Origin of the sequence: Mesorhizobium sp. L48C026A00 (genome assembly GCF_000502375.1) — a bacterium.
In the GTDB taxonomy this organism is placed as follows: Bacteria; Pseudomonadota; Alphaproteobacteria; order Rhizobiales; family Rhizobiaceae; genus Mesorhizobium; species Mesorhizobium muleiense.
Genome location: NZ_AYWU01000005.1, coordinates 242,602 through 261,264 on the forward strand (window position 1 = coordinate 242,602; position 18,663 = coordinate 261,264).

An 18,663-nucleotide genomic window follows, 5' to 3' on the forward strand; every position below is an offset into this window, starting at 1 on the left:
TTTGATGGCGGAGCGAGGCGCCCCCCTCTGTCCTGCCGGACATCTCCCCCTCAAGGGGGGAGATTGGCAGCTTTGGCGCACCGCTCGCTCCTGCAACGGTGGCGTTCGCGAAGGCGGCGGTGACGGCCAATCTCCCCCCTTGAGGGGGAGATGCCCGGCAGGGCAGAGGGGGGTCGGTTCGACCGGGCACGGCCCCTCGCGGGCGAGAACGCCGGAGCTCCACGCGAGGCTACCCCCTCTGTCGCCTTCGGCGACATCTCCCCCTCAAGGGGGGAGATCGGCAGCTTCGGCCTTGGCGAGCAGCGCCTCGACCGCTTGCAGCGTCGGCATCGACGGCGCCGTGCCGGGCCGCGTCACCGAGATGCCGGCGACGGCGCAGGCGAAGCGGACCGCTTGCAGCGGGTCCACGCCTCTCGCAAGTGCTGCAGCCAGGCCGCCATTGAAGGCGTCGCCGGCGCCGGTGGTCTCGACCACGGGACCGGCATTGATCGCGCCGACATGCTCGGAGCGGCTGGCCGTGTGCAGCAGCGCGCCCTGTTCGCCGAGCGTCACGATAACCGCGCCGGCGCCTTTTCCAAGCAAACGATCGGCGGCGCGGCGGGCGTCGTCGATGGACGACACCTTGATGCCGGTCAGTTCCTCGGCCTCGGTCTCGTTGGGCGTGACATAGTCGCAGAGCGTGTAGATGCGCTCGGGCAGGCTTGCCGCGGGCGCCGGGTTGAGGATGGTCGTCACCCCTGCCCCGCGCGCGATCTCCAGCGCCCGCATCGCCGCCTCGATCGGCTGCTCGAGCTGGGTGACGAAGACGCCGGCCGAGCGGATCAGGCCGGCGTTGGCCTCGATGTCGTCGGGCGAAATCAGCATGGCCGCACCCGGGCTAACGATGATGGCGTTGTTGCCGCTCGTCTCCTCGACGAAGATATAGGCCGCACCCGTGTAACTCTCCGGCGTGTCGATGACGGCGCTCTTCACCCCGGCCTGCGTCCAGGTCTGCCTGGCCATATCGGCAAAGGGATCGACGCCAAGGCGCGTCAGAAAGGTGATGTCGGCGCCGAGACGGCCGGCCGCAACCGCCTGGTTGGAGCCTTTGCCGCCCGGGCCGAGGGTGAAGGACGTACCGAGGATCGTCTCGCCCATGCGCGGCTGGCGGGCGGCGCGGTAGGCAGTGTCGGCGACGAAGACGCCCAATATGACGACAGGCTTGATGACCACAGGCTTGCCTGGCATCCCGCTACTCCGCGTCCGGAGGCACGACGCCCTTGCGGAAGGCAAAACAGCCATAGAAGCGGCGCTCGCCGGTCTGGATGACGCAATAGGCCTTTTTGGCACGTTCGTAGAAGGCGTAGCGCTCGACCGAAATCATCGGCCAGGCCTTGCCCTCCGCAGCATCGATCTCGCCTTGCACTTCCTGCTGCACGGCGGGAATCTCGTCCGGCTTGCCGACGATCTCCATGCGAGCCGCGGCATCGTCGACGAAAGTGTCCAGCGGATAAAGCGACAGCACCGCCTTGACCACGTCAGCCGCCGGCGCATCGATGCGCAGCAGCCGGCCGAGCACGGTCTGGCGGGCGACCGAATCGGAGGGGAAGTTGGTGTCGGCGATGATCAGATCGTCGCCATGGCCCATCGCCCGCAACGCCTGGAGCACGTCGGCGTTGAGCAGCGGATTGATCCCTTTGAGCATAGTTCCCTCCCGAACGGGCTTTTTGATGCGAAGCTGGCGCATGATCCCGAAACGTTGTCGGTTTTCGGACAAGATCATGCGCAATTCAAAGTGTTTTAGAGACGATTGCCGGTCTCTGCGTCGAAGAGATGGACCTGGTCGAGCCGCGGTTTCAGATGCAGCGTGTCGCCCGGCTTGAAGTCGTGGCGCTCACGGAACAGCGCCACCATCTCGCCCTCGCCGAAACGCAGAAACACCAGCGTTTCGGAACCGGTCGGCTCGACGACGGAAATCTTCGCCGGCACGCCGTCGGGGTGGATTTCGAGATGCTCGGGCCGGACGCCGTAGACGATATTGCGCCCGTCCTCCACCTTGCTGCTTGCAGCCATCGGGAACGGCGTCCCGGCGATCTCGACGATGGGCTTGTCGCCCTTGCGCACCACGCCCTTGAGCAGGTTCATCGACGGCGAGCCGATGAAGCCTGCGACGAACAGATTGGCCGGCCGGTCGAACAGTTCCAGCGGCGCGCCGATCTGCTCGATGCGGCCGTCGCGCATCACGACGATCTTGTCGGCCATGGTCATGGCCTCGATCTGGTCGTGCGTGACATAGATGGTGGTGGTCTTCAGCCGCTGGTGCAGTTCCTTGATCTCGGTGCGCATCTGGACGCGCAGCTTGGCGTCGAGGTTAGACAGCGGCTCGTCGAACAAAAACACCTGCGGGTTGCGCACGATGGCGCGACCCATGGCGACGCGCTGGCGCTGGCCGCCGGAGAGCTGGCGCGGATAGCGCTTGAGATAGGGGTTGAGATCGAGGATATCGGCGGCGCGCTTGACCCGCTCGGCGACATCGGCCGGATCGGTCTTCCGCAGCTTCAGCGCAAAGGCCATGTTCTGCTCGACCGTCTTGTGCGGATAGAGCGCGTAATTCTGGAACACCATGGCGATGTCGCGTTTGGCCGGCGGCAGATGGTTGACGACACGGTCGCCGATGGCGATCGTGCCGCCGGAAACGGTCTCCAGCCCCGCCACCATCCTGAGCAGCGTGGACTTGCCGCACCCCGAAGGGCCGACCAGCACCACGAACTGCCCGTCGGCGATGTCGACGCTGACACCGTGCAGGACCTTGACGGTTCCGAACGCCTTGGCCACATTGCTGATCGCGACTTGAGCCATCGGCCCCCCTTTCGTTGCGGTGAAGCTAAACAAGGCAAACGGCGAGGGCAAGCCAGTCTTTTATAGATAAAAAACTCTGTTCGCGTTTGACACGGCACCTGGTTGTGAGAATAGTGAAAGGGCTCGGGTTTTGACCCTGTTCCGGGCGCGCTGGCACGCTGGTCGGACCACGGAAGTCGAAGCGTTGCGGAGGAAAACTTGGGCCGCTATTTCTGGGAGCCGCTGTTGTTGGGGAACATTTCCAGCGCTCCAAACACCGGAACAATCACCACAGAGATTCAAGCACATAAGATTCTGGGAGGAACGAAATGAAAGTCAGCCTTTACAACCAATTCATGCGGGCGGGTGCCACTCGCCGCAATGTCCTCAAGGGCGCGGCCAGCATGGCCGCGATCGCAGCGGCATCCGGCGCCGGGCTTGGCGCGCTGACGCGCCCGGCTTCCGCGGCAAGCGAATTGCGCGCGCAGATCCTGCAGATCCCCGGTGTCGGCAAGGGCCAGCCGACCGATGCCGACTTCCAGCAGGTCGGCGAGCTTTGCCTGGAGGCGACCAAGGCCAGCGTCAAGGAAGGCGAATTCGCCGGCGTCCAGCTCACCTTCATGGGGCTCAACAACCAGAACCTGCACAATGTGCTGTTTCGCGGCTTCCTAAAGCCGTGGGAGACCTATACCGGCGCCAAGATTAACTGGATCGACCTGGCGCAGGCGGACTATAACGCTCGCCTGCAGCAGTCGATCGCCACCGGCACCGTCGATTTCGACATCATCGAGATGGGCGCGCCGTTCGAAGGCGACGTCTGCGGCAAGGGCCTGACCTCCGAAATGCCGGACTGGGTCAAGGACCAGATCGACATGAAGGACGTCGTGGCCTATCTGCAGCCACCGGTCGGCACCTGGGACGGCAAGCAGTACCGCGTGACCGTCGACGGCGACGCGCACAATTTCAACTACCGCACCGACGTGTTTGCCGATGCCGACCTCGCCAAGGCGTGGAAAGACGGCGGCGGTGGCGGTGAATGGGGCGTGCCGAAAACCTGGCAGCAGGTGCAGGCGGTGACAAAATTCCTCAAGGGCAAGCAGTTCCAGGGCCAGGACGTTTTTGGCTATCTCGACGCGCCCAAGGCGTGGGGCGGCTTCGGCTTCTATTTCCTCGGCAGCCGCGCCAGCGCCTATGCCAAGCATCCCGACGACAAGGCCTGGCTGTTCGATGCCGATACGATGAAGCCGCGCATCAACAATCCAGCCTGGGTGCGGGCCATCCAGGACGTGATCGACGCGCTGCCGTCGCAGCCTGCCGACCAGATCAACGCCGACCCGAACACCACCGCCTTCCAGCAGTTCCTGGCCGGCACCGGTTCGATGGTCACCTGGTGGGGCGACGTCGGCTCCAACGTCAAGACCAACGACAGTTCTGTCGTCGGCGACGTCACCGGCTTCTCGATCCTGCCGGGCTCGGACGACGTCTACAATTCCAAGACCGGCCAGTGGGATAAACTGGCCAGCGGCCCGAACCATGCGCCGAACTGCGCCTATCTCGGCTGGGGCGTCTACGTCATGGCTCGTGTCGATTCGGATGAAAAGAAGAAGAAGGCGGCATGGTCGGCCGCGGCCCATCTCGGCGGCAAGGACCTGTCGCTCTGGTGCGCGGCGTATCCGTCCGGCTTCCAGCCTTACCGCAACTCGCATTTCGACGTTCCGGAATGGGTGGCGGCCGGTTACGACGAGGCGTTCATCACCTCGTATCTGAAGTCGGAGGCCGACAGCTACAACCATCCGAACGCCGCCATCGAGCCGCGTATCCCCGGCATCTTCCAATATTACAGCGCCGCCGAAGACATCCTGGCCAACACCTTTGCCGGCAAGATGACGGCGCAAGAAGGCGCTGACGCCATCGCAGCCGCCTGGGAGAAGCTGACCGACCAGATCGGTCGCGACAACCAAATCAAGCTCTACAAGGCCTCGCTCGGCATGTAGGTTGAGATTTTGGGAACCGCGGTCCGGCGACGCAAAGCCGCCGGACCCTAGTTTGATCGGCCAGCCGGTCATAACAGTTTGACCGGCCAGCCGGTCATAACAACTTGACCGGCCAGCCGGTCATAGCAGCCTTCAGTGAACGGACGGGACGCGTGGCTGACCAGACCTTGCCCACCAGTGCGTGGCCGGCAAACGCCGCTCCATCCGATCTGATATCGCCGGGCCGCAAGCGGCTCGGCCGGGCGTTGATGGCCGCTGCGACGCTCGGCCTGCTGGCCGTGATCGCAGTCCAAATCCTTTACAAGTCAGAGGTCAACACTGTCGGCTTCGAGACCTGGCGGCCGGTCGTCTATGCCTATGTGCTGTGGGGTGTTGCACTCGGCGTCGGCCAGGTGCTGACACGCGGGGAAGACGGCCAGCGCGCGCTGTTCCTGCTGCCGGCGCTGCTGTTCACCATCGCCATGGTGATCTTCCCGACGCTGTTCGGCTTCTACATTGCGCTGACCGACTGGAACCTCAGTTCCTTCTCCGGCCGCAAGTTCAACGGGCTCGACAATTTCTGGCAGATGCTGGCGGATCCCTATTACCGCAACGCGCTGTTCAACATGGTGCTCTATGTGCTGGCGGTGCTGGTCGAATACGTCATCGCTTTCGGCCTCGCTTTGCTGCTCAACGCACAGATCCGCGCGCGTAAATTCTTCCGTGTCGTCTTCCTGATGCCGTTGATGCTGTCGCCGGTCGCGGTGTCGTGGATGATCGGCAAGTCGCTGATGGAATACCGCTTCGGGCCGGCCGCGGCGCTGGCGCGCCAGCTCGGCTGGGAAAACCCCGCCTTCTTCTCAAACCCGATCACCGCCCGCATCTCGATCATGGTGCTGGACGCTTGGACGTTCATCCCGTTCATGATGATCATGCTGCTCGCCGGGCTTCAGGCGATGTCGCGCGAGGTGCTCGAGGCGGCCAGGGTAGACGGCGCCAATGCCTGGCAGACCTTCTGGCAGGTCACCTTTCCGCTGATGCTGCCGGTATCGGTGACGGCGGTCATCCTGCGCATCATCTTCAAGTTGAAGCTTGCCGACATCATCATCACCGTCACCTCGGGCGGCCCGGGCGGCGCGACCGATTCGGTGTCGAGCTTCATCTACCGCGAGTATCGCGACCGCTCGAATGTCGGCTACGGCACCATGCTGGCGATGGCCTACCTCATCATCATCATCGTGTTCGTGACGTGGCTGTTGAAATTCGCCAATCGCTTCGTGCGCAACGTCAACTGACAGGCGGCCAGATGAGCGTTCAGACCACCGACTATGCCGCTTCCGAAATCCGCTCGCCGGCGAGCTTTTTCGCCAACCGCGTCTTCATCTATGGCGCGCTGGTGTTCTGGGCCTTCATCTGCCTGTTCCCGATCTACTGGACGATAACCACCTCGTTCAAGACCGCGGTCGATGTCACCCAAGGCCATCTCATCCCGTTCGTCGACTTCCGGCCGGACTGGAAGGGCTGGCGCTCGCTCGGCCTGTCGCCGGATGCGATCTTCCGGACCTCGACGGTGCGCGACGAGTTCATCAAGCGCTTCATGAATTCGGTCATCACCTCGGTCGGCGCATCGAGCCTCGCCATCGTCATTGGCAGCCTCGCCGCCTACGGCCTCACCCGCTTCCGCTATCACTTCGCCTGGTTCAAGAACGAGGACATCTCCTTCTTCTTCCTGTCGCAGTTGATCCTGCCGCCGGTGGTGCTCGCCCTGCCCTTTCTCGTGCTGTACCGGGAAGTCGGCATGCTCGACACGCGCATCGGGCTGATCCTGCTCTACACGCTGATGGTGCTGCCGATCGTCATCTGGATCATGCGCGACCAGTTCAATTCGATCCCGGTCGAACTGGAGGAAGCAGCCCTCGTCGACGGCCTGTCGATCTGGGGCGCCTTCTTCCGCATCGTCATGCCGATCGCGCTGCCGGGCATGGTCGCAGCCTTCATCCTGGCGATGGTGCTGTGCTGGAACGAGTATTTCTTCGCCGCACTGCTGACCTCGACCGACGCAAAAACCATTCCCGTCATGGTGGCGAGCCAGACCGGCTCGCAGGGCATCAACTGGTGGTCGATGGCGGCACTCGCCACCGCCGCGATCACGCCGCTCGCCGTCATCGGCATCGCCCTGGAGCGCTATTTGATCATGGGCATGACCGCCGGCGCGGTGAAGTAGGCCCTCGCCACTCCTTCGAGCGTTGCAACTGTGGATGCTTTTGAACGCCGGCGGGACAGCGCCCCCCTCTGTCCTGCCGGACATCTCCCCCACTTGGGGGGAGATCGGCCGTCACGCCGGTTTTCGCTAATCTCCAACGCCGCAGGAATGAGCGGGGCGCTGAAACAGCGAATCTCCCCCCTTGTGGGGGAGATGTCCGGCAGGACAGAGGGGGGCGCGAAGGATCGCTACGGTTTTCATCCTGCATCCTGCAACGCTCGAAATGGCGCATCCGTTAGCGTGACAATATCGCCCGCATATGCTCGAGGATCATCGCGACGCCCTTTTGCCCCAGTTCCGTCGAGGCCTCAGGGGCGGTCGCCGTATACCATCCCGTATTGTCGGCGAAGTGGCCGGCGTCCACCGCTTCTGGGCACAGCGCCAGCATCAGCGACGTCTCGCCGATGCCGGCATGATCGAAGGGATACTGGCCGTCCGTCACCGTCGGCATCAGCGGATGCACTTGTATCCAGTTGAAGAAATTGCCGCCCTCGGCGTGCTCGGTATAGTAGCCGGCCATCGTCTCGGAGGCCCACCAGCCCTCGCCGCGCTCCTTCTCCAGAAAACGGAAGATCGCCTGGCGGCCAGCGGTCTTGAAGGCGAGATCGGTCGGCATGCCGGCAACAAAGTTCTCGGTCTGGTGGTGGATGATGGCGTGGATGTTGCGAAAACCGATGCGCAGCAGGCTGTAGAACAGTTCCTCCGCGAACGGCGCCAGCGCCCTGCCGCCGACCTGAACCGAGCCATTGCCCTCTGGCGGCGCCACCGCGTAGCTCGCCGCGCCATAGTAGAAGGCTGGCAGGATGGCGATGTTGGCTTCCTTTTCGAACAGCTCCAGCATCTTGACCACCGCCAGCGTATCCATGCCGACGGCCATGTGCTCACCATGGTATTCGAGCACGCCGAGCGGGAGCACGACCGGCCAGTTCTCGGCGATCGCCTTGCGGATCTGGTGCGGCAGCATCAGCTCGTAGCGCATGACGCCTACTCCATGTTGGTGTGGGGGGCGGCGTCGATACGGCTTTCGCCGATCCGAGCCAGCACCGTGCCAAGTTCGTCGAGTGCAATCCTGAACAGATCTGTGCCGGCATTCGTCATGACAGACCCACCAGCTTGCTGCCCTCAAAAACCCATCTGGATTGTTTGGTCACATCTTCCCCGAACAGCTTGTTTTTGCTCATGCTATCACCGTGAAAGTTCGTGTCCAACGGCTCGGAGTGATTTTGCAGCGCCTCAGGCATGATAGTCTCGGGACATACGGAAATAAGGAAACGGCAGCATATGAAGACACGGCATTTCGACCGCATCGGCAATGGCGGCATCGCGTTCACGGAACTTGGCTTCGGCACGGCGCCGCTCGGCAATCTTTATCGTGCCGTCCCCGACGAGCATGCCAACGCCACCCTGGAGGCTGCATGGCGGGTCGGCTGCCGCTACTACGACACCGCGCCGCTCTACGGGCTTGGCCTGTCGGAAACGCGGCTCAATCCGTTCCTGCGCTCGAAAAAGCGCGACGACTATGTGCTGTCGAGCAAGGTCGGCCGCATCATGCGCGCCTGCCCGCCGGACCAGCGCACCGGCATCGGCAAGTTCTTCGACACGCCGTCGCGCCGCGAGGTCTACGACTACAGCTATGACGGCGTCATGCGCTCCTTCGAAGCCTCGCTGGAACGCCTCGGCGTCGACCGCATCGACATCCTTTTCGTGCATGACGTCGACGTCTTCACCCATGGCAGCAAGGAGGCCGCGGACCAGCGCATCGAGGAGTTCATGTGCTCGGGCTATTACGGGCTGCTGGCCCTGCGTGACCAGGGCATCATCAAGGCGTTCGGCGGCGGCATCAACGAATGGCAGGTTGCCCAGACGCTTGCCGAGCGCGGCGACTTCGACCTGTTCCTGCTTGCCGGGCGCTATACGCTGCTGGAGCAGGAGGCGCTGCAATCCTTCCTGCCGCTATGCCAGAAGCGCGGCATCGGCATCGTTCTCGGCGGGCCGTATAATTCCGGCATCCTGGCAACCGGTCCGAAGCCCGGCGCCTACTACGATTATACCGAGGCGCCGCAGGACATCATCGACCGCGTCACGCGCATCGAGGCTGTCTGCAAGCGCCACGGTGTGCGCCTGATCGAGGCGGCACTGCAATTTCCGCTGCTGCACCCTTCGGTCGTGTCGGTGATCCCCGGCGGCCAGCGGCCGAGCGAGGTCGAAAGCAATCGGTCGCTGCTCGACGCGAAGCTGCCATCGGCACTCTGGGCCGATCTCAAGCAGGAAGGGCTGATGCGCGCCGATGCACCGACGGCATAGAGCCCGCCAAAGTGGGCGCGAAAGAAAAGCCGGGCATGCCCGGCTTTTCTGGTCTCTGAAAAGGGTACGAAGGCGCTTAGTTGACTGCGTCCTTGAGGCCCTTGCCGGCTGAAAACTTCGGCACGGTGCGCGCCGGAATCTGCACTTCGGCGCCGGTCTGCGGATTGCGGCCGGTCGAGGCAGCGCGTTTTGACACGGTGAAATTTCCGAAGCCGACAAGCCGGACATCGCCGCCCTTCTTCAGTTCGCCGGTGATGACGGAGAACACCGCATCGACCGCCGACTGCGCGTCACCCTTCGAAATACTCGCGGCGTCGGCGACAGCGGACACCAGTTCGTTCTTGTTCATAAAAATTCCCTTCCATGAGAAACCGGAACGTACGACTCATCCGGCAGGAAACGGACTTTAGAAAGAAGCGCTTCCGCAACCAAGTCGAAAAGCGTCAAAAGAGTCGAAAAACCCCGGAATTCCGGGGTTTTTCACATGAAAGAGCCGGGCTCTAGGCCCGGCTCTCCGTTGTGCATTGCAACTTTAGCACGTGCTAATGAGCTAGCGACTTGCTGGCGTCGTCTCCGGCATCCACCGCAGCCGGCGCATTGACCGGCTCGACCCACTCGATCGCCTCCGGCATACGCACCAGCGCATGGCGCAAGACTTCACCGACCCGCCCGACCGGAACGATCTCCATACCGTTCTTCACGTTGTCCGGAATCTCCGCCAGATCCTTGGCGTTGTCTTCCGGGATCAGCACCTTCTTGATGCCGCCGCGCAGTGCTGCAAGCAGCTTCTCCTTGAGCCCGCCGATCGGCAGCACTCTGCCGCGCAGCGTGATCTCGCCGGTCATCGCCACGTCGGCCCTGACCGGGATGCCGGTCAGCACCGAGACGATCGCCGTCGCCATCGCCACGCCCGCCGACGGTCCGTCCTTGGGCGTTGCGCCTTCGGGCACGTGGACGTGGATGTCGCGCTTGTCGAACAGCGGCGGCTCGACGCCGAAATCGAGAGCCCGCGAGCGGACATAGGAGGCCGCCGCCGAGATCGATTCCTTCATCACGTCGCGCAGATTGCCGGTCACCGTCATGCGGCCCTTGCCGGGCATCATGACGCCTTCGATCGTCAGCAGCTCGCCGCCGACTTCCGTCCAGGCGAGCCCGGTGACAACGCCGACCTGATCGTCGGCCTCGACCTGACCGAAGCGGAAGCGCGGAACACCAAGGTAATCGGCGAGATTGTCCGCCGTGATGTCGACCGTCTTCTTCTTCGTCTTCAGGATCTCGGTCACCGCCTTGCGGCCGAGCTTCATCAGCTCGCGCTCCAGGCTCCTGACGCCCGCTTCACGGGTGTAGGTCTGGATGATGCCGCGGATCGCGTCCTCGCCGACGGAGAACTCCTTCGGCTGCAGCGCGTGGTCGCGGATCACCTTGGGCATCAGGTGGCGCTTGGCGATCTCGATCTTCTCGTCTTCGGTGTAGCCGGCGATACGGATGATCTCCATGCGGTCCATCAAGGGTGCCGGGATGTTCAACGTGTTCGCCGTCGTCACGAACATCACGCTCGACAGGTCGTATTCGACCTCGAGATAGTGGTCCATGAACGTCGAGTTCTGCTCCGGATCGAGCACCTCGAGCAACGCCGACGACGGGTCGCCGCGGAAATCCTGGCCCATCTTATCGATCTCGTCGAGCAGGAAGAGCGGGTTGGATTTCTTCGCCTTCTTCATCGACTGGATGACCTTGCCGGGCATCGAGCCGATATAGGTGCGCCGGTGACCGCGGATCTCGGCCTCGTCGCGCACGCCGCCCAGCGCCATGCGGATGAACTCGCGGCCGGTCGCCTTGGCGATCGACTTGCCGAGCGAGGTCTTGCCGACGCCGGGAGGTCCGACGAGGCACAGGATCGGCCCCTTCAGCTTCTTCTGGCGGCTCTGCACGGCGAGATATTCGACGATGCGGTCCTTGACCTTGTCGAGGCCGAAATGGTCGGTGTCGAGCACGTTCTGCGCGAAGGCCAGATCGTGCTTGACCTTGGAGTTCTTGCCCCACGGTATCGACAGGATCCAGTCGAGATAGTTGCGCACGACGGTCGATTCAGCCGACATCGGCGACATCGTCCGCAGCTTCTTCAGTTCGGCTTCCGCCTTTTCGCGGGCCTCCTTGGAGAGCTTGGTCTTCTTGATGCGCGCCTCGATCTCGGCGGCCTCGTCGCGGCCGTCCTCGCCCTCGCCGAGTTCCTTCTGGATCGCCTTCATCTGCTCGTTGAGGTAGTATTCGCGCTGGGTCTTCTCCATCTGGCGCTTGACGCGCGAGCGGATGCGCTTCTCGACCTGCAGGACGGAGATTTCGGCTTCCATGAAGCCCATCGCCTTTTCCAGCCGCTCCTTGACCGAAAGCGTGGCCAGCATCTCCTGCTTCTCGGGGATCTTGATCGCAAGATGCGAGGCAACCGTATCGGCGAGCTTGGAATAGTCGTCGATCTGGCTGGCGGCACCCACCACTTCGGGCGAGATCTTCTTGTTCAGCTTGACGTAGTTCTCGAAGTCGGTGACGACGGAACGGGCCAGCGCCTCGACCTCGACCTCTTCCTCATCCGGTTCGACCAGTGCTGCGGCACGGGCCTCATGGAAGTCGGGACGGTCGGTGAACGAAACGATTTTCGCGCGCGAGGCGCCTTCGACCAGCACCTTGACGGTGCCGTCCGGCAGCTTCAGCAACTGCAGCACATTGGCGAGCGTGCCGATGTCGAAGATCGCATCGGACTCGGGATCGTCATCGGCGGCATTCATCTGGGTCGCAAGCAGGATCTGCTTTTCCTGACCCATCACCTCTTCCAGCGCCTTGATCGACTTTTCACGCCCGACAAAGAGCGGAACGATCATGTGCGGGAACACCACGATGTCGCGCAGTGGGAGGACTGCGAAGACGCCGTCGCTGGGAGCCTTGGATATTTTGGCCATTGTCCAACCTTTCATGTCGCGACCGCCAATCGGCCAACCGCGATTCTCATATTAACGACCGGGGATGGTTCCGCCTACCACCGTTTGTGACGGGAGTTTTACAGCACAGAATTCGGCGCCACGGTCTTCCACCGTTAGTTGGAGGCAAGCGAGGCAAAGATCAAGGGTCGTCACGAAACCGTTCATCCAATCCGTCATAATCCGTTCATCAAGTCGGGCTGTTCATCACAAGTCGGGCCGTTCATCATAGCCTGCCCAGCCGCAAACAGCAAAACGGCGCCTTGCGGCGCCGTTTTAAGAACTCCACTACAGGGCTGGACGTCAGGCGCTGACGTTGCCCTTCTTTTCCTTCTGCTCGGAATAGATGTAGAGCGGCCTGGCGTTGCCCGACACCACCTCTTCCGAAATAACCAAGTTACTGGAAGGCACCGGCCAGNTTCCAGCGCCGGCAGCTCGAACATCGTGTCGAGCAGGATCGCCTCCATGATCGAGCGCAGGCCGCGCGCGCCGGTCTTGCGCTCGATGGCGCGCTTGGCGATCGCCGACAGCGCATTCTCGTGGAAGGTCAGGTCGACATTCTCCATCTCGAACAGCCGCTGGTACTGCTTGACCAGCGCGTTCTTCGGCTCGGTCAGGATCTGGATCAGCGCCGGCTCGTCGAGGTCCTCCAGCGTTGCCAGGACCGGCAGACGGCCGACGAACTCGGGAATGAGGCCGAACTTCAACAGATCTTCAGGCTCGACCAGACGGAAAACGTCGCCGGTGCGGCGATCCTCGGGCGACGCGACGGTGGCGCCGAAGCCGATCGAGGTCTTGCGGCCGCGATCCGAGATGATCTTGTCCAGCCCAGCGAAGGCGCCGCCGCAGATGAACAGGATGTTGGCGGTGTCGACCTGCAGGAATTCCTGCTGCGGATGCTTCCTGCCGCCCTGCGGCGGCACGGAGGCGACCGTGCCTTCCATGATCTTCAACAGCGCCTGCTGGACGCCCTCGCCCGACACGTCGCGGGTGATCGAGGGATTGTCCGACTTGCGCGAGATCTTGTCGATCTCGTCGATGTAGACGATGCCGCGCTGCGCGCGCTCGACATTGTAGTCGGCCGACTGCAACAGCTTGAGGATGATGTTCTCGACATCCTCGCCGACATAGCCGGCCTCGGTCAGCGTCGTCGCATCGGCCATGGTGAACGGCACGTCGATGATGCGGGCCAGCGTCTGCGCAAGCAGCGTCTTGCCGCAGCCGGTCGGGCCGATCAGCAAGATGTTGGACTTCGCCAGCTCGACGTCGTTGTTCTTGCCGGCATGCGCGAGGCGCTTGTAGTGGTTGTGGACGGCCACCGACAGCACGCGCTTGGCGTAGGGCTGGCCGATGACGTAGTCGTCGAGAACCTTGAGGATCTCCTGCGGGGTCGGCACGCCCTCGCGTGACTTCACCATCGAGGTCTTGTTCTCCTCGCGGATGATGTCCATGCAGAGCTCGACGCATTCGTCGCAGATGAACACCGTCGGGCCGGCGATCAGCTTGCGCACTTCGTGCTGGCTTTTGCCGCAAAACGAGCAATAAAGCGTGTTCTTGGAATCACCGCCGCTGTTGCCGACCTTGCTCATTTTCATGTCCTTTCATAGCCGCCCGCCGATGGTCTGGTTGAAAGGGCGCATATCTCAATCTATCGCGGGAAATCGCCGCCGCCAGTAGTCCGGCTCCCGCAACGCATTCCATACGAAACACATATCAGAAAACGTCGCAATGATTCGCATCAACCCCGCACAAAGCTAAGCCGTCGAAAATCAACATAGGCTTAACGTAGGCAATCGCTCCCGTCGAGGGAACAGCCAATTGTGGCCGAAATGCCGCAAGCGGCATCAAAAGAGTGTTTTCGCACCATCCAGCTGCCACCGGGCTTATGTGGCAAGACCCTCGATCGGCTCACGCGACGAAATGACCTTGTCGATGAGGCCGAATTCCTTGGCCTCGTCGGAGGTCATGAAATGGTCGCGGTCGAGCGTCCTTTCAATCTCGTCGTAGCTCTTGCCGGTGTGCTTGACATAGACCTCGTTGAGACGGCGCTTCAGCTTGATGATGTCCTGGGCGTGGCGCTCGATGTCGGAAGCCTGGCCCTGAAAACCACCGGAAGGCTGGTGGACCATGATGCGGGCGTTCGGCGTGGCGAAGCGCATGCCCTTCTCGCCGGCGGTGAGAAGCAGCGAGCCCATCGAGGCGGCCTGGCCGATGCACAGCGTCGCCACCGCCGGCTTGATGAACTGCATGGTGTCGTAGATCGCCATGCCCGAGGTGACGACACCGCCGGGCGAATTGATGTAGAGGTTGATTTCCTTCTTCGGATTCTCCGCTTCGAGGAACAGGAGCTGCGCGCAGACCAGCGTCGCCATGCCGTCCTCGACCGGACCGGTGATGAAAATGATGCGCTCTTTCAGGAGCCGCGAGAAAATGTCGTAGGCCCGCTCGCCGCGATTGGTCTGCTCGACCACCATCGGAACGAGGTTCATGTAGGTTTCGACGGGGTTCTTCATGGACTATCCCTTATTGAAGATGGGATTCCGGCGCCGGAGATGAGCAAGTCGGGCAGAATCGGTTCTGGATCGTTATCCCTGTAAATAGGATGTCGGCTCACCCTAGCGCAAGGCCGCCCCTCCTAGCCATCCGGTTAAGTCGAATCAAGGTTTCTGCACAGAATTCGCCCGAAGCTGCGCCGGCTGCTGTTGAAGCGGCGCGGCGCCTCCGCCGTGTAACAGTTTCTTAACCGCGTCGCTTAACGAAATGTGCCGAAACCGCTTTCCCGGGACACGGCTTCCCCTACAATTCAACGTTGAGCTTGCGTGGAAAGTTCAAACTGGGGGAGTGCAATGATCGGGAAAACTGCTTCCTCGGCCATCGCCAGCCTCGCCGTCCTCGGCATGGTGTCCGAAACGGCTGCCGGCGGGCGCGCCGTCGAATGCTACGAGCAGGTCAACATCCGTCTACGAGACGGTCTACGAAAACGTGCTCGTCAGCCCGGCCGGTCAGCAGGTGGAATCCGTTCCGGCGATCTACGGGACGCGCGAGCGGGTGGTGCAGATCGCACCGGCGCGTGTCAGCTACGAGATGGTGCCTGCCATTACCCGCACCGTCTACCGCACGGTGAAGGTCGATGGCGGCTACTCCTGGGAATGGCGCGTCATCAACGGCCGCAAGGTGCTGTGCAAGATCAGGCACAAGGCGCGCTATCAACGGCTGGCCGAAACCGTGGTGGTGCAGCCGGAGCGCCAGCGGCGCATCGTCAGTCCCGCCGAGTACGAGAGCGTCGCCGAAGAGGTTCTGGTGCAGCCGGAGCAGCGGCGGATCGTCAATTTTCCCGCCACCTACCAGACAGTGGCGCGCCGGATTCTGGTCCGCGAGGGCTCGTCGCGCTGGCGGCAGGTGCGAATTCCGCGGCACTGCCGGTATTAGGTCAGACCGCTTCGGCCCGCAGCCACGCTTTCAAGCCGCCGACATCGCCATTGCCGACGGTCGCTGCGACACGCCTGCCGACCGCCGCGCCGAACTTGTAGCCGTGGCCGGAGCAGGCCGAAACGACAAGGCATTTGCCCTTCTCATGCGCCAGGAACTTTTCGTCGGCGGTGAAGGTGTAGGCGCAGGTGACGACCTCGGTGACCTTGTATTCTTCGACACGGGCGATCGGCGGCGAAAACAGGTCGCGGATCGCCTCGCCCTCGCCCGCCACCGGCTGGCGGTTCCAGTCGGCATCGCTGGTCGGCACCCTGTGCAGCCCTGAGCCGAATTTCATGCCGGCGCCGCCGGACGGCGGGATCACGTAGCCGTCGACGGCGCCGCCGACATCGAGGATGACCGGGGCCGAATGCCACGCCGCTTTCAGATCCGCCGGCGGTTCGACATAGGCGAGCGCGGTGCGCCAGGCCTTCAGCTCGCCGCCCAGCTCCGGAAACACTTTCAGCACCCAGGCGCCAGCGGTGACGACGATGCGGTCGGCCTGCATCGTCTCGCCGCTTTCAAGCACAAGGCGGCCAGCCTCGGCGTCGACCTCCACCACCTTGCTGTTGTCGTAGACATTGGCGCCGGTTCTCCGCAGCCATTCGGCGAGGCGGGAGGCAATCTTGCGACAATGCAGCGCACCACCCTCCGGCGAAAAATACGCGTAGCGGAACGAGCCGGGCTGCAGGAACCGCCAGCGCTTGGCCGCGGCGTCCGGCTCGAACAGCTCGATCGGGTAGTTCCCGGCCTCCATGCCCTCGCGGTATTCCTCGGCTTCGTCTCCCGGCTCGCGTGAAATGCAGATGAAGCCGCGCGGGTCGAGATGGTTCTCGCCGAGATCGGCCCACATCTCGTCCCAGGCCTCGTAGGCTTCGGTTATCAGCCGGCCATAACCCGAGGCTGCGCCATAGGCGCGGCCGATGATGCGGTGATGGTCGCCCGAGGCGGCAAGCGGATTGGGAATCGGTCCCTGCTCGACGATCGAGACCCGGTGCCCGGCCTTGACCAGCGACCAGGCCGTCGACAGCCCCGCAATGCCTGCGCCAACCACGATCACATTCATCAAGTCAGTCTTTCCGCAGCCGCGCCGGCTGGCTAAATGCGCTTTTGTGCATGTCTGGCGCCAGGCTGGCAAGCCTTGGAGCGCCGCGTGTCGTTGGGGCGCGCAAAGGACGCTCCAACACTTTTGAATCTGCGCATGATCCTTTCCGAAAACCGATTCCGGTTTTTGGGGTCATGCGCTAATGATCCACAATGACCGATTTGGTGCCACCAACTTACCTGGCCTTCGATCCGGCCACCCGTCATGTGCGGCTCGATCCACACGAGGCGGCTTTCTTCCAGAACCCGTACGCGGCCTATGCTTTCATGCATGGCGCATCGAATGTCTTCTTCTGGGAAGAGTTCGGCTTATGGTGCTTTGGCGGCTTCGACGACGTCAGCCGGCTGCTGCGCGACCGGCGCTTCGGCCGCCACAACCCGGCCGGCATCCCTGACAGAAGCGGCGTCGGCGAGGACCGCACCCATCTCGGCAGCTTCGACGGCATCGAGGCCAATTCGATGCTGGAGCTGGAACCGCCCGTTCACACCAGGCTCAGAACGCTGGTCAACCGCGCCTTCGTCTCGCGTCAGGTCGAGCGGCTGAGGCCGCGCGTCGAGGCGTTGGCCAACGAGCTGATCGACCGTTTCGAACCGGGGCAGGTCGACCTGCTGCCAGCCTTCGCATCGCCTTTGCCGATCACCATCATTGCCGAGATGCTCGGCGTGCCGGTCGAGATGGGACCGCAACTCCTCGACTGGTCGCATCAGATGGTCGCCATGTACATGCACGGCCGCACACGCGAAACGGAAGAGACGGCCAATCGCGCAGCACATGATTTTTCGAATTTTCTGCGCGGCTATGTCGCTGAACGACGGAAGAAACCCGGCGACGATCTGCTGTCGCTGCTGACCTCGGCGCAAGATGATGGCCAAAAACTCTCGGAGGACGAACTGGTGTCCTCGGCGATCCTGCTGCTCAATGCCGGCCACGAGGCGACCGTCCACCAGACCGGCAATGCGGTGCGCGCGATCCTCGCGCAAGGCGGCGACCCGCGCCGCTTCTTCACCTCGCCGCAAACGACCACCGCCACGGTCGAGGAATGCCTGCGCTTCGACGCGCCGCTGCACATGTTCACGCGCTATGCCTATGAAGAGATCGAGGTCGTTCCAGGCATTCTGGTGCGGCCGGGCGAGACGATCGGCCTGCTGCTCGGCATGGCCAATCACGACCCGGCGGCCTTTGCCGAACCCTTCGCCTTCCGGCCGGATCGCGCCGACCAGAAAAACGTCTCGTTCGGCGCCGGCATTCATTTCTGCATCGGCGCGCCGCTCGCCCGGCTCGAATTGCAGCTATCGCTGAAAACCTTGTTCGACCGGCTGCCGCGGCTGCATCTGGCCGAACAGCCGCGTTTTCGCGACACCTATCATTTCCACGGGCTGGAAAGACTCGTCGTGCACACCGGGCAATGATCAAAGCTTGATCACATACTCCTTGCGTGTCGTTTCAAGCACTTCCCAGCTTCCCTTAAAGCCCGGCCTGAGCACGAAACTGTCGCCGGCGCTGACGGTGCGCGCCTCGCCGCCCTCCTCTGAAATCACCGAAACGCCCGACAGGATGTGGCAAAACTCCCACTCGTCGTATTCGATGCGCCATTTGCCTGGCGTCGCCTCCCAGATGCCGGCATAGAGGCCGCCGTCGCGTTCCTCGACATTCCAGGTGCGGAACTTTGGATCGCCTGAAATCAGGCGATCCGGCGCCGGCGCGCCAGGTTCCGGGTCAACGCTTTCAACATCGACGGAGAGGAATTTTGGCGCGGTCATG

16 protein-coding genes and 1 pseudogene are annotated in these 18,663 nt (G+C 62.8%); 6 read left to right on the forward strand and 11 right to left on the reverse strand.

Annotated features, from left to right (window positions below; all coding sequences use genetic code 11):
• Positions 1–264 precede the first annotated feature (264 nt).
• The 3 genes from rbsK to X738_RS53510 all read right to left on the reverse strand — a co-directional run bounded on the left by rbsK (position 265) and on the right by X738_RS53510 (position 2,838).
• The gene (gene rbsK, locus X738_RS53500) at positions 265–1,227 is read right to left on the reverse strand and encodes a ribokinase (protein ID WP_031254625.1); all 963 of its coding nucleotides are present in this window, start codon (positions 1,225–1,227) and stop codon (positions 265–267) included.
• A 4-nt stretch (positions 1,228–1,231) separates the two neighbouring features.
• On the reverse strand, positions 1,232–1,684 hold the full coding sequence (locus tag X738_RS53505; RefSeq protein ID WP_023798333.1) for an RbsD/FucU family protein: 453 nt from the start codon (positions 1,682–1,684) through the stop codon (positions 1,232–1,234).
• Between the two features lie 95 nt (positions 1,685–1,779).
• Entirely contained in the window at positions 1,780–2,838 is a 1,059-nt protein-coding gene (locus X738_RS53510; RefSeq protein ID WP_023798334.1) for an ABC transporter ATP-binding protein, read from the reverse strand.
• Positions 2,839–3,146: 308 nt separating this feature from the next.
• Between X738_RS53510 and X738_RS53515 the strand changes: the two genes are divergently transcribed.
• The 3 genes from X738_RS53515 to X738_RS53525 all read left to right on the forward strand — a co-directional run bounded on the left by X738_RS53515 (position 3,147) and on the right by X738_RS53525 (position 7,014).
• Complete coding sequence (locus X738_RS53515) at positions 3,147–4,811, forward strand: ABC transporter substrate-binding protein (protein WP_023798335.1); 1,665 nt, start codon at positions 3,147–3,149, stop codon at positions 4,809–4,811.
• A 152-nt stretch (positions 4,812–4,963) separates the two neighbouring features.
• Positions 4,964–6,085 (forward strand): carbohydrate ABC transporter permease, encoded by a 1,122-nt coding sequence (locus X738_RS53520; RefSeq protein WP_023798336.1) that lies wholly within the window; start codon positions 4,964–4,966, stop codon positions 6,083–6,085.
• An 11-nt stretch (positions 6,086–6,096) separates the two neighbouring features.
• Positions 6,097–7,014 (forward strand): carbohydrate ABC transporter permease, encoded by a 918-nt coding sequence (locus X738_RS53525; RefSeq protein ID WP_023798337.1) that lies wholly within the window; start codon positions 6,097–6,099, stop codon positions 7,012–7,014.
• Positions 7,015–7,288: 274 nt separating this feature from the next.
• Here the strand turns inward: X738_RS53525 and X738_RS53530 are convergent, their stop codons facing one another.
• Positions 7,289–8,032 (reverse strand): creatininase family protein, encoded by a 744-nt coding sequence (locus tag X738_RS53530; RefSeq protein WP_023798338.1) that lies wholly within the window; start codon positions 8,030–8,032, stop codon positions 7,289–7,291.
• 115 nt (positions 8,033–8,147) lie between these two features.
• Positions 8,148–8,294, reverse strand: coding sequence for a hypothetical protein (locus X738_RS84660; RefSeq protein WP_023798340.1), 147 nt, complete (start codon positions 8,292–8,294; stop codon positions 8,148–8,150).
• 40 nt (positions 8,295–8,334) lie between these two features.
• Here X738_RS84660 and X738_RS53535 point away from each other — a divergent pair, with 40 nt between their 5' ends.
• On the forward strand, positions 8,335–9,357 hold the full coding sequence (locus X738_RS53535; RefSeq protein WP_023798341.1) for an aldo/keto reductase: 1,023 nt from the start codon (positions 8,335–8,337) through the stop codon (positions 9,355–9,357).
• A 76-nt stretch (positions 9,358–9,433) separates the two neighbouring features.
• Here X738_RS53535 and X738_RS53540 read toward each other — a convergent pair whose 3' ends face one another.
• From X738_RS53540 to clpP, 4 genes and pseudogenes are all read right to left on the reverse strand, one after another.
• Entirely contained in the window at positions 9,434–9,706 is a 273-nt protein-coding gene (locus X738_RS53540; RefSeq protein ID WP_023798342.1) for an HU family DNA-binding protein, read from the reverse strand.
• Positions 9,707–9,899: 193 nt separating this feature from the next.
• A complete protein-coding gene (gene lon, locus X738_RS53545; RefSeq protein ID WP_023798343.1) occupies positions 9,900–12,311 on the reverse strand; it encodes an endopeptidase La in 2,412 nt (803 codons plus the stop codon).
• Positions 12,312–12,632: 321 nt separating this feature from the next.
• Positions 12,633–13,918: pseudogene (clpX, locus tag X738_RS53550) on the reverse strand (ATP-dependent Clp protease ATP-binding subunit ClpX).
• Between the two features lie 294 nt (positions 13,919–14,212).
• The gene (gene clpP, locus X738_RS53555; RefSeq protein ID WP_023798344.1) at positions 14,213–14,842 is read right to left on the reverse strand and encodes an ATP-dependent Clp endopeptidase proteolytic subunit ClpP; all 630 of its coding nucleotides are present in this window, start codon (positions 14,840–14,842) and stop codon (positions 14,213–14,215) included.
• Between the two features lie 496 nt (positions 14,843–15,338).
• Here clpP and X738_RS53560 point away from each other — a divergent pair, with 496 nt between their 5' ends.
• Positions 15,339–15,758 carry a hypothetical protein gene (locus tag X738_RS53560; protein WP_306454937.1) on the forward strand — a complete coding sequence of 140 codons (420 nt, stop codon included), beginning with the start codon at positions 15,339–15,341 and terminating at the stop codon, positions 15,756–15,758.
• A gap of 1 nt (position 15,759) precedes the next feature.
• On the opposite strand, the gene X738_RS53565 is transcribed toward X738_RS53560, so the two are convergent.
• Positions 15,760–16,863, reverse strand: a complete 1,104-nt coding sequence (locus X738_RS53565; RefSeq protein ID WP_023798345.1) for an NAD(P)/FAD-dependent oxidoreductase — start codon at positions 16,861–16,863, stop codon at positions 15,760–15,762.
• A gap of 191 nt (positions 16,864–17,054) precedes the next feature.
• Between X738_RS53565 and X738_RS53570 the strand changes: the two genes are divergently transcribed.
• Entirely contained in the window at positions 17,055–18,311 is a 1,257-nt protein-coding gene (locus X738_RS53570; RefSeq protein WP_023798346.1) for a cytochrome P450, read from the forward strand.
• Here X738_RS53570 and X738_RS53575 read toward each other — a convergent pair whose 3' ends face one another.
• Positions 18,312–18,662: a cupin domain-containing protein gene (locus tag X738_RS53575; RefSeq protein ID WP_023798347.1), complete on the reverse strand. Its 351-nt coding sequence runs from the start codon at positions 18,660–18,662 to the stop codon at positions 18,312–18,314.
• Position 18,663 lies beyond the last annotated feature (1 nt).